Annotated in this window: 17 protein-coding genes, 1 pseudogene and 1 other annotated feature; of the genes and pseudogenes, 17 read left to right on the plus strand and 1 reads right to left on the minus strand. The window is 39.8% G+C overall.

Annotated features, from left to right (window positions below; translation table 11 throughout):
- Positions 1–177: 177 nt before the first annotated feature.
- The 17 genes and pseudogenes from LMU01S_RS02210 to LMU01S_RS02295 all read left to right on the plus strand — a co-directional run bounded on the left by LMU01S_RS02210 (position 178) and on the right by LMU01S_RS02295 (position 13,775).
- The gene (locus tag LMU01S_RS02210; protein ID WP_056958296.1) at positions 178–1,539 is read left to right on the plus strand and encodes an FAD-dependent oxidoreductase; all 1,362 of its coding nucleotides are present in this window, start codon (positions 178–180) and stop codon (positions 1,537–1,539) included.
- A complete protein-coding gene (locus LMU01S_RS02215) occupies positions 1,532–2,230 on the plus strand; it encodes an enhanced serine sensitivity protein SseB C-terminal domain-containing protein (protein ID WP_225354586.1) in 699 nt (232 codons plus the stop codon). Before LMU01S_RS02210 ends, LMU01S_RS02215 begins: the two co-directional genes overlap by 8 nt.
- A gap of 18 nt (positions 2,231–2,248) precedes the next feature.
- Positions 2,249–2,914: a class A sortase gene (locus tag LMU01S_RS02220; protein ID WP_056958293.1), complete on the plus strand. Its 666-nt coding sequence runs from the start codon at positions 2,249–2,251 to the stop codon at positions 2,912–2,914.
- Between the two features lie 59 nt (positions 2,915–2,973).
- Complete coding sequence (rpmG, locus tag LMU01S_RS02225; protein ID WP_005918839.1) at positions 2,974–3,123, plus strand: 50S ribosomal protein L33; 150 nt, start codon at positions 2,974–2,976, stop codon at positions 3,121–3,123.
- A gap of 21 nt (positions 3,124–3,144) precedes the next feature.
- Positions 3,145–3,312 (plus strand): preprotein translocase subunit SecE, encoded by a 168-nt coding sequence (gene secE / locus LMU01S_RS02230; RefSeq protein WP_004051387.1) that lies wholly within the window; start codon positions 3,145–3,147, stop codon positions 3,310–3,312.
- 122 nt (positions 3,313–3,434) lie between these two features.
- A complete protein-coding gene (nusG, locus tag LMU01S_RS02235) occupies positions 3,435–3,986 on the plus strand; it encodes a transcription termination/antitermination protein NusG (RefSeq protein ID WP_056958292.1) in 552 nt (183 codons plus the stop codon).
- 54 nt (positions 3,987–4,040) lie between these two features.
- Positions 4,041–4,919, plus strand: coding sequence for an alpha/beta fold hydrolase (locus tag LMU01S_RS02240; RefSeq protein ID WP_056958290.1), 879 nt, complete (start codon positions 4,041–4,043; stop codon positions 4,917–4,919).
- Between the two features lie 146 nt (positions 4,920–5,065).
- Positions 5,066–5,491 (plus strand): 50S ribosomal protein L11, encoded by a 426-nt coding sequence (gene rplK, locus LMU01S_RS02245; protein ID WP_004051392.1) that lies wholly within the window; start codon positions 5,066–5,068, stop codon positions 5,489–5,491.
- Between the two features lie 102 nt (positions 5,492–5,593).
- On the plus strand, positions 5,594–6,286 hold the full coding sequence (rplA, locus tag LMU01S_RS02250) for a 50S ribosomal protein L1 (protein ID WP_004051393.1): 693 nt from the start codon (positions 5,594–5,596) through the stop codon (positions 6,284–6,286).
- A 119-nt stretch (positions 6,287–6,405) separates the two neighbouring features.
- Positions 6,406–6,525 (plus strand) — a sequence feature (ribosomal protein L10 leader region).
- Positions 6,526–6,558: 33 nt separating this feature from the next.
- On the plus strand, positions 6,559–7,062 hold the full coding sequence (rplJ, locus tag LMU01S_RS02255) for a 50S ribosomal protein L10 (protein WP_056958288.1): 504 nt from the start codon (positions 6,559–6,561) through the stop codon (positions 7,060–7,062).
- Between the two features lie 64 nt (positions 7,063–7,126).
- Positions 7,127–7,492, plus strand: a complete 366-nt coding sequence (gene rplL / locus LMU01S_RS02260; protein WP_004051402.1) for a 50S ribosomal protein L7/L12 — start codon at positions 7,127–7,129, stop codon at positions 7,490–7,492.
- A gap of 186 nt (positions 7,493–7,678) precedes the next feature.
- Positions 7,679–7,876, plus strand: a complete 198-nt coding sequence (locus LMU01S_RS10405) for a Rossmann-fold NAD(P)-binding domain-containing protein (RefSeq protein WP_056958286.1) — start codon at positions 7,679–7,681, stop codon at positions 7,874–7,876.
- A 32-nt stretch (positions 7,877–7,908) separates the two neighbouring features.
- Positions 7,909–8,255 (plus strand): annotated as a pseudogene (locus LMU01S_RS10660) (SDR family NAD(P)-dependent oxidoreductase).
- Positions 8,256–8,324: 69 nt separating this feature from the next.
- Positions 8,325–9,278: a glutathione S-transferase family protein gene (locus LMU01S_RS02275; protein ID WP_056958283.1), complete on the plus strand. Its 954-nt coding sequence runs from the start codon at positions 8,325–8,327 to the stop codon at positions 9,276–9,278.
- 91 nt (positions 9,279–9,369) lie between these two features.
- Entirely contained in the window at positions 9,370–11,955 is a 2,586-nt protein-coding gene (mprF, locus tag LMU01S_RS02280) for a bifunctional lysylphosphatidylglycerol flippase/synthetase MprF (protein ID WP_056958280.1), read from the plus strand.
- A 309-nt stretch (positions 11,956–12,264) separates the two neighbouring features.
- On the plus strand, positions 12,265–12,480 hold the full coding sequence (locus LMU01S_RS02290) for a hypothetical protein (RefSeq protein ID WP_056958275.1): 216 nt from the start codon (positions 12,265–12,267) through the stop codon (positions 12,478–12,480).
- 101 nt (positions 12,481–12,581) lie between these two features.
- Positions 12,582–13,775, plus strand: coding sequence for an MFS transporter (locus LMU01S_RS02295; protein ID WP_056958273.1), 1,194 nt, complete (start codon positions 12,582–12,584; stop codon positions 13,773–13,775).
- A gap of 61 nt (positions 13,776–13,836) precedes the next feature.
- Here the strand turns inward: LMU01S_RS02295 and nrdF are convergent, their stop codons facing one another.
- Positions 13,837–14,787, minus strand: a complete 951-nt coding sequence (gene nrdF, locus LMU01S_RS02300) for a class 1b ribonucleoside-diphosphate reductase subunit beta (protein ID WP_056958271.1) — start codon at positions 14,785–14,787, stop codon at positions 13,837–13,839.
- Between the last annotated feature and the right edge of the window lie 4 nt (positions 14,788–14,791).

A 14,791-nucleotide genomic window follows, 5' to 3' on the forward strand; every position in this document is an offset into this window, starting at 1 on the left:
ATTACTTTGGCGGAGAGTTTTTGCATTGTGCAATGGATTTCTCGGCTCATCTAGTGGTCAGCGTATCTTGATTTTAGTATAATTAGAATATGAGAGAGTGCTCGTTGATCAAAGAAGAGCTTAAAGTTGAGGGGCGTTTATATTGCGATAAAGATAAATTTGGAAAGGAAAAAGAAAATGTCGGCAGAAAAGATCGTGATCGTGGGAGCAAACCACGCTGGTTTAGCAGTGGCTAGGAATTTGATAGATAGCGGAAAAGAATTTGAGATCACAATGATCGATAAGAGTGATGATCTAGGATATCTCAGCTGTGGTACACCGTTATTATTAGGCAATGAAGTCAATTCATATCGAAATTTTTTCTACATTAAAAATGATGAGTTACGTAAGCAGATCGCAGCGCTACACACTAAAGCGCAAGTCGAATCGATCGATTTTAGAAATAAAAAAGTGATCTTTAGGGATAAACAAGGGTTACAGGGAGTTAAGTATGATAAGCTAGTTTTAGCAACAGGAGCGTCACAAGTTAGTTTAGAGATCAGTGGTAATGACTTACGTGGGATCCATCGGATCAAGAACTTAAATGAAGCCCTTGAAGTAAATCAACGTTTGGATCTAAACAGTGTAAAAAATGTTGCGATCATTGGTGGTGGCTATATGGGGATCGAAGTAGCTGAAGCGATCCAAAAACGTGGTAAGCATGTAACGATCTATGATGCTAATCCGCAATTGATGTCAGCCCATTATGATGAGCAATTTGGGCATTTGGTAGAAGAGCGTTTGCGTGAAAAAGGGATCGACCTTTGTTTGGCAGAAGAAGTTCAAAGTTATGTCGGTAAAGCTGGTAAGATCGCTCAGATCATTACTGATCGAGGCAAATATTTGACAGATATGGTCATTTTAACGATGGGCTTTTTACCAAATACGTCACTGGGACGATTTCATTTAGAGTTATACACTAACGGAGCCTATATCGTAAATGAATATCAACAAACGTCAGACCCTGATGTTTATGCAGTTGGTGATTGTTCAACATCATATTCAAATATTTTAAAAGAATTAGTCGTTAACTTTTCTGTCTCAGATGCGATGCGTGGAGCCTATGTGGCTGCTAAAAATATCGCAGGTGAGACTATTTCATCTAATGGAACGCAGACGTCAAATGCAGTCCAAGTTTTTGGCTTAAATTTATTTTCGACGGGAATAACCGTTACCCAGGCTGAACGGTACAATATTCCATGCGAGTATGTTGATTATGAGACTTGGCAAAGACCAAAGTTCATGCTTAAAAACGATCGAGTAAAGTTGCGTTTGGTGTATCATAAGCAGACACATCGTCTCTTAGGAGCTCAGATCGCAACTAAGTCAGATCAAGCGGGTACGTTGCATATGCTTTCATTAGCGATCCAAAAAGAAGTTACGATAGATGACTTGAAGGTCTCTGATTTCTTCTTTTATCCGTATTTCAATCAACCAGAAAACTTTGTGCTCGAAGCGATACGTAAAATGAAAAAAGAAAGTGGTGGAAGTGATGACTGAGCAAAAAACGACAGAATTTTTAGCTGCTTTAGATGATTTTGTAGCTGATGTAACAGATCAAACCAAAGCATTAAGATTCTACACTTGTTTAGGAAATGTCGAACTATATGTTCTTTTGGAATATGGTTATCCTAAAGTAAAGATAAATGGTGATAAAAAAGAGCTTTTAGTCTATACTTCAGAACCAACTGAGCAATTGAACGCAGCTGGTTTAAGTACAGTTGCCTTAGGTCTAGATCGTTTAGCGCAAGAGTTAAAAAATTCAGCTGCGAGTGGCTTATTAGTTGATGAAGCGACCCGCAATGTAAGTATTCCAGCGGACAACGTTTTTTATGTTCAAAATTTGCGGAAAAAGGCGGCTGATTTTAAGCTAAAAACGATGCCGGAACAATTGACGCTGACGCTAGAAAATGAGATCAGACGGATCGTAAAAACGATCCCAGATATCACTAGTGCTTGGCTTTTAGGGATCTTATTACCCGACAAAAATGACTACCAATATATGGTCGCTTTGGAATACGCTTTGACTGCAACTAATGAAGTCAAACAAGCAACTATAAAACAAATTGCTGAAAATGTCACGCCTTTATTAGCGGATGGACAAGAGATCTTTATCGGTACGACAGAAGAATTAGCCGGGAAAAAGGCTAAACAAGAATTTACCCCATTTTATATCAAGTTGAATTTTTAGTGAGGTGTTTAGTTACAGATGAAAAAAGTTTTAAAGTATTGTTTGATCGTCGTTTTGTTGGTGGTCGGCTTAGCTTTGATCTTTAACCAACAGATCAAAAATGCACTAGTCAGTCATATGACCACGTCGGCAGTCAGCACGACTGTCGTTAAGCCACAGCAAAATTCAAAAAAGGCCAATTTTGACTTTAAAAAAATCAAGGCGGTCGATAATCAGATGGTCGTCAGTGCTGCTACGAGTGCCAAAAATGATGCGATCGGGAAAATCGCGATGCCAAGTGTTGGGTTAAAACTTCCGATCTTTGAGGGATTAAATAATGAAGATCTCGTACGAGGCGCTGGTACGATGAAGCAAGGCGAACAGATGGGAGCTGAAGGCAACTATGCCTTAGCTGGTCACCATATGAAAGACGCCAAATTACTTTTTGGTCCGCTAGCTGATGCCAAATTAGGCGATAAGATCTACGTTACAGATGAAAAAAAAGTCTATGTTTATACGACGACGCTCAAAACAGTCGTTAATAAAAGTGAAGTTCAATATATTTATGATGAACCAGGCAAAAAGATGATAACTTTGGTGACCTGTGCTTCAGGTGAAGATGGTGAAGTCGACCGAACGATCATCCAAGGTGAGTTGGCTGAAGTCTTAGATGCAACAAAGGAAAATCTTAAGTATTTCAACTAATTGACAGCAACTTACTTTACTGATAGAGTTATAATGATAAAGATCTAAGGAGTAAAAGAATGTCGAAGAAAAAAGTGGCACTTGCTTGCTCAGAATGTGGTTCACGAAACTATTCGATCACCGAAAATGTTAACCGCGCAGAACGCTTAGAAGTTAAAAAGTTTTGCAAGTACTGTGGCAAACATACGATCCATCGTGAGACCAAGTAGTTCATGGAGGCGTAATATAAGATGAAATTCATTAAAAGTGTTATCAAAACAATGAAGGATACGACTTGGTTGACAGCTAAGGAGACGAGACGTGATACGACCACAGTAGTAGTCATGTCGTTAGCATTTGCGGTCTTCTTTGGGTTAGTTGATTATGCGGCTCAAGCTGTGATCAATTTGTTAGTCTAATTTTTAAAAGGCTGGTATTACCGGTCTTTTTTTGTTACAATTAGTTAAGAACAGGGCCTTCGAACATATTCGGGGGTTTTTATTTTGCAGTTTAAATGATAAGCATAATTAAGGAGAAAAACATGGCAGAATCATTTGAAAAGAAATGGTATGTATTACACACATACGCAGGTTATGAAAATAAAGTCAAAACTAACCTGGAATCACGGGCACAATCAATGGGGATGGAAGACTACATTTTCCGCGTAGTCGTTCCAGAAGAAGAAAAAGTTGAAACAACTAAGACGGGTAAAGAAAAAGTTGAAACTTTAAAAACTTTCCCAGGTTATGTGTTGGTTGAAATGGTGATGACTGATCAATCATGGTACGTTGTACGTAATACACCAGGCGTGACCGGCTTTGTTGGTTCACATGGTGCTGGTAGTAAGCCAGCTCCATTGCTTGATGAAGAGATCGATCACATTTTGAACCAACTTCAAGGTAGTCAACATCAAACTGATTTTGATGCTGAAGTGGGCGATGCTGTGACGATCATCGATGGTGCGTTTGCAAGCATGGTCGGTAAGATCACTGAGATCGATGCTGAAAAGTCAAAAGTCAAAGTTATGATCGATATGTTTGGTCGTGAAACAATGGCTGAATTAAACTTTGACCAAGTTGAGCGTCTAGTTTAAGATCTAGGACTACAGTGTGATACTGTAGTCTTTTTTAAATGAGGTGAATGCGATATGCTTAAAGATGCTAATAAATTGGTCCAGACAACGGTTCTAGCGGCTAGCGGGTTAGCTTTGGGAGTGGCACTTGAGTGGTATAAATTAGCAGAACCGAGTAAAAAGCGCGAAGTGACACTCCAAAATCAGGTCCCAACATTATTTATTCATGGATACGCTGGGACTCGCTTGTCTTCGGGCTTGATGATCAAACGTTTTGAACACTACGGATGGGGGCAAAAAAGCACAGTGATCGTGGTGAAAGCTGACGGTCGTTTGAAGATCAAGGGTGACCCTAGTATCCCTGGTGGGTTTATCCAAGTATTATTTGATAAGAATCGGATGTCGATCATTCATCAGACTGACTGGTTATGGCGTTTGATGAGTTATTTGAAAAATAACTATGATATCGAAAAGATAAATATCATTGCGCATTCGATGGGAGGCGTGACCGTTTTGAACTTTTTGAGCAAGTTTGGGATCTCAGATCGTGTTCCCCATGTAGAAAAAGTCGTGACTTTAGGGGTGCCATTCAACGATACCGAAGTTGGCAAGGATGGTAAAGAGATTGAATATCGTCCCCTGACGCAGTATGGACCGCTTACGATGGCACCACTATTTAGTAAGATCAAAAAGCACCGCTATATCATCTCACCTGATACGAAATTTTTGAATATTGCTGGTGATCTGGAAAATGGGACGGCTTCAGATGGCTCAGTCTCGTTAGATTCGGTCTTGAGTTTACGCTATTTGTTGCCACGTCAAGTCTACAATGAAGTGATCGTGAAAGATAAAAAGGCATCACATTCACGGCTTCATGAAAATCGCCAAGTTGATAAGATGATCGGTCAATTTTTATTTGGTAAGCAAGCCTTGCAGGCATTTACGGATAAGTAGATCTCAGCTCAGAAAAAATTTCGGGCAAAATATTGTTTTTTGAAAAAAAGCGTGTTATATTGTATAAGTATGCTTTTAGCATATTGAAGTGGGAGGTCAAATATGCTGACCATCCGTACCACACACGGAATAAGGAGGAATGACCCGTGGCAAAAAACGTAATCAACGTTGTTAAATTACAAATTCCTGCTGGTAAAGCAACTCCAGCTCCACCTGTAGGTCCTGCTTTAGGTCAAGCAGGTATCAACATCATGGGATTCACAAAGGAATTCAATGCTCGTACAGCTGACCAAGCTGGTATGATCATCCCAGTTGTTATCAGTGTTTATGAAGATCGTTCATTTGACTTCATTACAAAGACACCGCCTGCTGCAGTTTTACTTAAGAAAGCTGCTGGTGTAGAAAAAGGCTCCGGCGAACCTAACACAAACAAAGTTGCTACAGTTACAAAAGCACAAGTTAAGGAAATCGCTGAATCAAAAATGCAAGATCTAAACGCTGCAGACGTAGAAGCTGCTATGCGCATGATTGAAGGTACTGCACGAAGCATGGGCTTTGTTGTAGAAGACTAATTTTCTACGGCCATGCTTCTCAGACGGACACTTCTGTGAAAGCAGATCTGTCAAGTGGGAGGTATATCCGATAGACCACATTTTGCAAGGAGGAACTCACTAATGGCTAAAAAGAAAAGCAAGAAATATTTAGAAGCTGCTAAAAAAGTCGAAGCAGACAAAGCTTACACAGCTAACGAAGCAGTTGCTTTGGTTAAAGAAATCGACTTTGCAAACTTCGACGCAACAGTTGAAGTTGCATTTAACTTAAACTTAGATACAAAACAAGCAGACCAACAATTACGTGGTGCTTTAGTTTTACCAAACGGTACAGGTAAAGAACAAACAGTTGTTGTCTTTGCTAAAGGTCCTAAAGCTCAAGAAGCTAAGGATGCAGGTGCAGACGTTGTCGGTGACGATGACTTAGTTGCACGTATCCAAGATGGCTGGTTGGACTTTGACGTTGCGATCGCAACACCAGACATGATGGCACAAGTTGGTCGTTTAGGTCGTGTACTTGGACCTAAAGGCTTAATGCCAAACCCTAAGACTGGTACAGTTACAATGGACGTTGCTAAAGCTGTTTCTGACGCTAAGAGCGGTCAAGTAACATACCGTACAGACCGTGACGGTAACGTACACGTGCCAGTTGGTAAAGTATCATTTGACGAAGCTGCTTTAGTTGGCAACTTCCAAGCGATCTACGATACAATTGCTAAATTACGTCCAGCTGCTGTTAAAGGAACATACATCAAGCATGTTTCCTTGGCATCAACATTTGGACCAAGTGTTACACTTGATACAAACTCATTATAAGAATAAGTTTGTCGCTTAAAAGCCATGGTCATTGACCATGGCTTTTTTGTAGCGATAAATATATAATTTATTTTGCAAAAGTACTTGACGTATATTTGATAGCATGATAATATACTAAAGGTCAATATATGATTCTACCTAAGACTCAGGTGGCGTTTGCCTTAATATCCTGCCGAGGAGTAATTGTTACGGTTATTCTCTCTGTGTCTTGGTGGACATGGAGCTTTTTTATTTTAAAAGAGTTTCGACACAATGACTAGGAGGTGAATCAATTGAGTAAAGAAATTATCGCTAAAAAAGCTGCGATCGTTGAAGAAGTTGTTGAAAAATTTGAAAAGGCAAGTTCTGTTGTCGTAGTTGACTACCGTGGTCTAACAGTTGAAGAAGTAACTAACTTACGTAAAGAATTACGTGAAGCTGGCGTTGAAATGCGTGTTATCAAGAACACATACTTGAAGCGTGCTGCTGATAAGGCTGGTTACGAAGGTCTTGATGAAACATTCTCAGGTCCTACAGCTGTTGCTTTTGCTGATGAAGATGTTACAGCTCCTGCTCGTATCTTATCTAAATTCGCAGAAGATCATGAAGCTTTGGAAATCAAGGGTGGTATGATCGAAGGCAAGGTCGTTTCCTTGGAAGAGATCCACGCTCTTGCAAAATTACCAAACCGCGAAGGTATGCTTTCTATGTTGCTTTCTGTATTGCAAGCACCAGTTCGCAACTTCGCATACGCTGTCAAGGCAGTTGCCGACAGCAAAGAAGAAGATGCAGCTTAATGCGCGCATCCTGATCGCTTAATTAAAATATATAATTATTATCTATAAAATGGAGGATTTTAAAATGGCCTTAGATACAGAAAAGATCATTGCTGACTTAAAAGAAGCTAGCATTCTTGAATTAAACGACTTAGTAAAAGCTATCGAAGAAGAATTCGGTGTTTCCGCTGCTGCTCCAGTTGCAGCTGCAGGTGCTGCTGCAGGCGCTGCAGAAGAAAAGAGCGAATTTGATGTTGAATTAACAGATCCAGGTGCTGGTAAAGTTAAAGTTATCAAAGCAGTTAAGGATATCACAGGTCTTGGCTTGAAAGATGCTAAGGGCTTAGTTGATGGCGCTCCTTCCGTTATCAAAGAAGGCGTTGCTAAAGAAGAAGCTGAAGAAATCCAAGCTAAACTTGAAGAAGTTGGCGCTAAAGTTACTCTTAAATAAGAGTTTCTCAACTGATTTACGTTCAGTTTGCTAAAAGACATATCTCTCATTTGAGGGATATGTCTTTTTTTATATTTAAATATTTATTGTGTGCGATTTTTGTTGACAGTTTGTGATGTGTGGGCTAAAATGTACAAAAAATATTTTAGGATAAGCTGTGAGGTATTTATAAATGGAACAAAAAGTATGGTTAGTGACGGGGCTTCTAAGGGGATCGGGCTTCAGATCGTACCTGCGACTCTTAAAGAGGGAAATATAGTCGTTGGGACTTCACGCGATGCCCAAAAAGTATCTCAAGTCGTGGCGACAAAGCTTGGAAAAACAAGTAAAAACTTCTGGGCAGTTGAGATGGCTTTGATGAAACGAGCATTGATACGACTGTAGCGCAAGTTATCGCAAAGTATGGTCGCATAGATGTGTTAGTCAATAATGCTGGTTATGCATTGTTAGGTGCGGTCGAAGAAGTTGAGTTGTCAGCGGTCAAAAAAACTTTGATGTTAATTTCTTTGGCTTACTCAGTATGATCCAAGCCGTGATGCCTCAAATGCGCAAGCAAAAGGCAGGAAACCTCATCAACCTAGCTTCGATCTCAGGGACAGTTACGGGACCAACACAAGAGATCTATTCGGCAACTAAGGCAGAAGTGATCATGTTAAGTGAAACCTTGGCAGCGCTAAAAGCACTACAAACTAAGTTAAATGAAGTTGTAACTGAAGTAAATGCACACCTAGATCTGAGTCAAAGTACAGATTTTAGAGCCTAAGCAAATAAGTTAAGCATTTGCCAGGAAACAGCTACAATAAGATCATGAGTGAAGAAAAGAGGTCAAAATATGGGTACTTTAGTTAACGGTAAATGGACACAAAAAAGTTTAGCCCAACTGCGAGCTGAGGGAAAAGATATTCAAGTCGATCCTGGTTTTCGTAATTGGATCACGCCAGATGGCTCAGCCGGCCCAACTGGCAAAGGTGGTTTCAAGGCTGAGAAGGGTCGCTACCATCTGTATGTCTCTTACGGTTGTCCGTGGGCAAGTCGGGCTTTATTGATGCGGGGTCTCAAGGGTTTACAAGACTATATCAGCCTATCAGTCGTTGATCCGGTATTGGGAGCTGATGGGTGGCAATTTAGTGATTTTCCAGGCACAATCGCTGATCCGATCTTTGGTGCCAGATCATTGCCAGAAGTTTATACCAAAGCAAAAGCTGATTATACTGGGATCGCTAGTGTGCCGGTCTTATTTGATAAACAGACGGGGCAGATCGTCAATAATGAATCAGCGGACATCATGCGGATGCTAGAGTCAGCTTTTGATGAACTGACGGGAGATCACACCGCTTACTATCCTAAGGCTTTACGTGCCCAGATCGATGAGTTAAATGTTTACTGCGATTCATTTTATACTAAGGTCAATGCGACTAAAGATGCTAAAACCCAAGTTGAATATGAAAAAGCAGTCGCACAAGTGTTTACGATGCTAGATGATTTAGAACAGCGCCTAAAAGGTCAAGCGTATTTACTGGGTGATGCACCCGTTGAGACTGACTGGAAGCTCTTTACTTTCTTAGTACGCTTTGATATCGTCTTTTATGGGCTATACAAATGTAACCTCAAACTTTTGAGTGCTTATCCTAATTTATGGCGCTATGTTCGGCAATTGTATAATACACCAGGCGTAGCAGAGACAGTTAACTTTGAGCATATCAAAGTTCATCATTATCGCGGACAATTAGACTTAAATCCATCGGGGATCGTACCGATAGGACCAAAAGAAGACTGGAATTTATAACTTCTCAAGGTCACCTGTTATGGGTGGTCTTTTTTTAGTAGGGCATATGGTATAATTAAGAAAGTATAAATTACAAGGGGGTCTTACAAAAATGAAGCAAGCGTTTCAGCAGGTGAAAAGCTTCGTTGAAAAAAGAGCAACTATTCTGAAATTAATTTTTGTCCTTTCAGTATTGATTTTTGTAACTTTTGAAATCGGAAAAATTTTTCGCGAGGTCGATTGGTATCAAGTAAAACAAGGCCTCGCAGATCAATCATTGTTTAGTATTATTTTAATGCTTGGTGCTGGTATTATTGCGGTCAGTCCCATGCTGTTGTATGATTTTTCGATCGTTAAATTTTTACCGGATAAATACAGTCCGTGGTATATCTTACGCAGTGGGTGGATCACCAATACTGCGACTAACATTGCTGGCTTTGGTGGCTTTTTAGGAGCAGCTTTACGGGCTGATTTTTATCACAAAAATGCTAGTAAAAAGCAGGTCATCTATGCATTATCTAAGATCGCCTTATTTTTATTAGCAGGACTATCGCTATACTGTTGGGTCTCACTAGGCTTGATCTTTTGGTTTGATCTAGGGCCACATTTAAAGGGATATTGGCCTTGGCTGATCGGTGGGGGCTTGTATTTTCCGCTCTTATTTTTAACGACTAAATTCAAGCAAGGCGATTTCTTTAAGGATCTGACTTTAAAAAGAGAACTGATCTTGATCTTAGCTTCATTATTAGAATGGGGTTTTGCAGCGTTATTTTTCATCTTTATCGGTGAACAACTCGGAATACATACGAATTATGCTGCTGTCTTAGCGTTGTATTTTACAGGATCGGTATTAGGGATCGTCTCTATGGTGCCAGGGGGCTTAGGCTCATTTGATGTTTTCATGATGATCGGATTACTACCATTTGGCGTCACGACGGAACAAGCTGTGATCTGGTTATTGTTTTTCCGTTTGTTTTATTACATCATTCCTTTTGGGATCGGCTTGAGCTTTTTTGTCCACTATGCAGGCAGTCAAGTCAATCATAAGTTAAATGGGATCCCTAAGTTGATCTTGCAAAAGACGGCCCATATGTTATTGACCGCTTTTTTATATGTTTCTGGGATCTTATTATTATTAGAAGCAGCTATTCCTAATTGGGCATATTCAAATTCATTTTTAGCAAAACTATATCCGTACACCTTTTTATTTATTAACCAGTTGACTGATATCGTATTTGCATTTGCCTTGATCGGGATGGCGCGTGGGATCGAAGCTAAGGTCAAAAAAGCATATTGGCCGACCTTGATCGTTTTAGTAATCGGGATCGTTAATACTTTGTGGCGCGTTTATACCCCAACTTTAGCTATCTTTTTAGGTGTGATCTTAGTGATGGTCGCCTTATCACGTAAAGAGCTCTACCGTAAGCAACTACGCTATTCGATCACTAAAAAGATCGTGGACGGCTCGATCTTTGCTGGGATCTTTTTCTTGTATGCGATCGTTGGGTTTATCAACTCACCAAGTTATATCCATCATCATCGTGTGCCAACGATCTTTTTATTTCCGGCGCAAAGTATCTGGCTTTCTGGCTTTTTAGGTCTTTTACTTGCAGCGTGTATTTTATTATTGATCAGTAACTATTTGTGCAGTGGAAAAGATATTTTTGCAAATACTGGTTTTGATAAAAAACGGGTGCGTGCACTGATCGAAAAATTTGGCGGTAATGAAGTTAGTCACCTAGCATTTTTACAGGATAAAGAGTTATATTTTTACACAGAAGACGGCGAAGATAAACTCTTTTTCATGTACCGGATCAAGACCGATAAATTGATCATCATGGGTGAACCGGTGGGCGATCATGCTTATCTCCAAGAAGCTGTTCAAGCGTTCATGCAAGAAGCGGATAATTATGACTATCAATTGGTCTTTTATGAGATCAATGAGAGCTTTACGATGTTATTACATGAATACGGCTTTGACTTTATCAAGACGGGTGAAGAAGGCTTAGTCAAGCTCAGTGAATTTACGCTCCAAGGTAAAAAACGGCGGGCGCAACGTGCTTTGATGAACAAATTTGAACGTGAAGGCTATGAATTTAGCTTTGTTGAACCACCATTTACTGATGAGTTGATGACTGAACTGCAAGCTGTCTCGGATAGTTGGTTAGGTAAACAAGTAGAAAAGGGCTTTTCACTAGGCTTCTTTGATGAAGATTATTTGAATGAAGCTCCAGTCTGTTTGATCCGTGATGCTTCAGGTAAACTGGTCGCATTTGCGTCGATGATGCCAATGGATGAAAAGACATTATCGATCGATCTGATGCGTCACAGTCAAGATGCACCCTCTGGAATCATGGACAAGATCTTTATCAGTTTATTCGAGTATGGAAAAGAACAGGGCTATGAATACTTTGATATGGGGATGGCGCCGTTATCAAATGTTGGTGAATCACGCTTTAGCTTTATCGGTGAACGAGTTGCGCGCTTTATCTTTGAATATGGTGATCGCTTCTATGCTTTCCAAGGTTTACGTTCCTATAAGAACAAATATGTTACGAAATGGAGCGCCAAATATACGGCTTATCGGAAACGGACTTCGCTAGTCGATGCGATGATCTTGGTGACGATGACTGTCAACCAAAAACATCTCAAAAAGGACAACAGACGCAATTTGCTCTTACCGAGATTTTTACAATAGCCATTGAGCATTCAGGTGTATGCCTGGGTGTTTTTTGCTTTCTTTGGCAGTAGTTATTCAGATATACTTAAAGTGGAGATAAACATAGAAGGGATCGGGGAAAATGATGGATCTGCTGTATTTTATTTGGGTAAATGCAATATTTTTTGGATTACCGCTAATTATCTTAGGCGCAAGTGTAATTGGCATAATTGCTTTGATCAGAACTAAAAAGTTACCGCCAATTGCCAAGATCGTGCTCGTAATACTTGCGCTCCTTATTCTATGGTATGTGGAATTTTATTTGTAGAACAGAAAGGGCTGAGAAAGATGGATGGCTTTTTACAGCTTATGTTGATCAAAGTGATATTTTTCTTACCACTCTTAACTATTTTAGTAGCAAGTTTAGTTATTATGCTCATTGTGATCAAAACTAAAAAAATGTCACCTCTGGCTAAGTTTGCGCTTGTTGTGATCTTTGGCCTTATCAGTTTGCTTATGGTGTATGGAATGATATTTGTGGTTGTATTTGGATATAATTCTTAAAATTTGGCCCCAGTTGTTAGCTGGGGTCTATTTTTATTGAATGGATTTGGGGAATTTAAGATCTGTGCTATAATCTGTAACAAATCAAAGGGGGGAGTGCTTTGTTACAACTACATAAAAACATCAAAATATTTTATCTAGCAACTATTCTGACCACATTAGCGGCATCTTTACCACATGCAGTCTTGACCGTGCTCTTGTTTGCTAAGGGATTGTCGTTGACACAGATCATGTTGGTCCAAGCGACTTATAGTTTAGTCATTTTAGTCAGTGAATATCCTAGTGGCTTATTAGCTGATCTGTATTCTAAAAAAGTCCTCTTTTTATGGGCAAAAGTCTTTTTGATCGGGATGTTTTTGCTAGTTTGGTTAGGTAAAAGCTTTCAGACGATGCTACTTGCTTGGGCGTGCTATGGCTTGGCAATAGCACTTGAAAGTGGGACGCTGGATGCACAACTGATAAATGAACTCAAGCACCAAGATCAAAGTCGCCTAGTCGCTAAATTTATCAGTAATACTAATCGGTTGGATTTTATCGGGTTACTGCTGGGAGGGACGCTTGGCTCATGGTTGTATTACTCATTGGGGATAAAGTTTTATTTGGTGAGTGTGAGTTTGACGTTAGTAGCATTTTTTGCGATCAGGTATGGCTATCTTGAGGCAAATACTGATATTTCGCAGCAAAGTTTAAAACAGAACTTGATCGCACAGATGGTGACTGGTTTTAGTGAACTCAAACATTCGCGTCAGCTACGTTTGATGATCGCCTTGACGATTGCAGGACAATTTTTCTTTCAGGCCCACTACCAACTCTGGCAAGCGTTATTTTTGAAGCAGGGATTTGATAAGGAGCAATTTTATATTTACTATGTTATCTTTCAACTGATAAGTCTTGGAGCATATAGCTTGCCGGTAAAAATGGACACATCTACGATCAAACGCTGGTATTTGGTATCCTTGTTAGGGCTATTGGGTGCGAGTGTATTTTTAGCATTTACAGTCAAAATGAGTTTCTTACTCAGTTATTTAGTTTTAGTTTTTATCTTTACATTTTTCGAATATTTCAGCAACGTGCTATTTTCCAAGACAGTTTCACCGACGCACATTTCATCTTTGACTTCATTGCGTTCGAGTTGTGGGCGGCTAGCTTCGTTAGTCTCATTGTTGCTGTCGAGTTTACTTTTGACATATCTTTCAGTCAAAAGTGTAGTCTTGTTGAATTTTGGTTTGGCGATAATTGCCAGTTTAGTCGTGATCTTTTTAGCGCTCAAGAACAATACAGTTCACAGTAAATAACAAGGATCCCATTATGATGCGTATTTTTGCATCACAATGGGACCCTTGTTATTATATGGTCTTAAAATTCATAGTCACTGTCTTGCATAGCCTCCACGTTACCAAGTAAGTAACCATTACCAACTTGGGAGAAGAAGTCATGATTGGAAGTCGAAGTTGAGATCCCATTCATAACGACAGGATTAACATCTTCGGCAGTATCGGGGAAGAGCGGATCCATTCCTAGATTCATCAAAGCTTTATTGGCATTATAGCGCAAGAAAGTCAATACATCATCGACCCAGCCAACTTGATCATAGAGGAGATGGGTGTATTTTTCTTCATTTTCATAGAGATCATACAAAAGTTCATACATCCAGCCTTTGAATTCCTCTTGTTCTGTTTCACTCAACTCGTTAAAGCCCAATTGGAACTTGTAACCAATGTAAGTTCCGTGAACAGATTCGTCACGCAAGATCAACTTGATGATCTCCGCCACGTTAGCGAGTTTATTATGCCCTAACCAGTAGAGTGGCGTGTAAAACCCAGAGTAAAAGAGGAATGTTTCCAAGAATACGGAAGCGACTTTCTTTTGTAAGGGTGTTCCGTTTTGATAGATATCATTGATCTTTTGTGCTTTGTATTGCAAGATCTCATTTGAATCAGTCCAAGCAAAGATCTCTTCGATCTCTTTAGGCGTATTCAAAGTTGAAAAGATCGAGGAGTAACTCTTAGCGTGCACTGATTCCATAAACTCGATATTGTTGAAGACGGCTTCTTCTTGTTGCGTCCGGATATCTTTTTTAAGCGCTGCGACCCCGTCTTGAGATTGCAAAGTATCTAATAATGTTAAGCCCCCAAAGACTTTAGCAACGACATCTTTATCGGCTTCGGAAAATTCCCGCCAATCGGCTAAGTCATTTGAAAGGGGGATCCGAGTATCTAACCAAAATTGTTCGGTCAATTTTTCCCAAGTTGCTTTATCGATCTGGTCTTCTAAATTGTTCCAGTTGATTGCTTTATAGTTTTCCATTTTC

The organism is Ligilactobacillus murinus DSM 20452 = NBRC 14221, assembly GCF_001591685.1.
Classification (GTDB): Bacteria; Bacillota; Bacilli; order Lactobacillales; family Lactobacillaceae; genus Ligilactobacillus; species Ligilactobacillus murinus.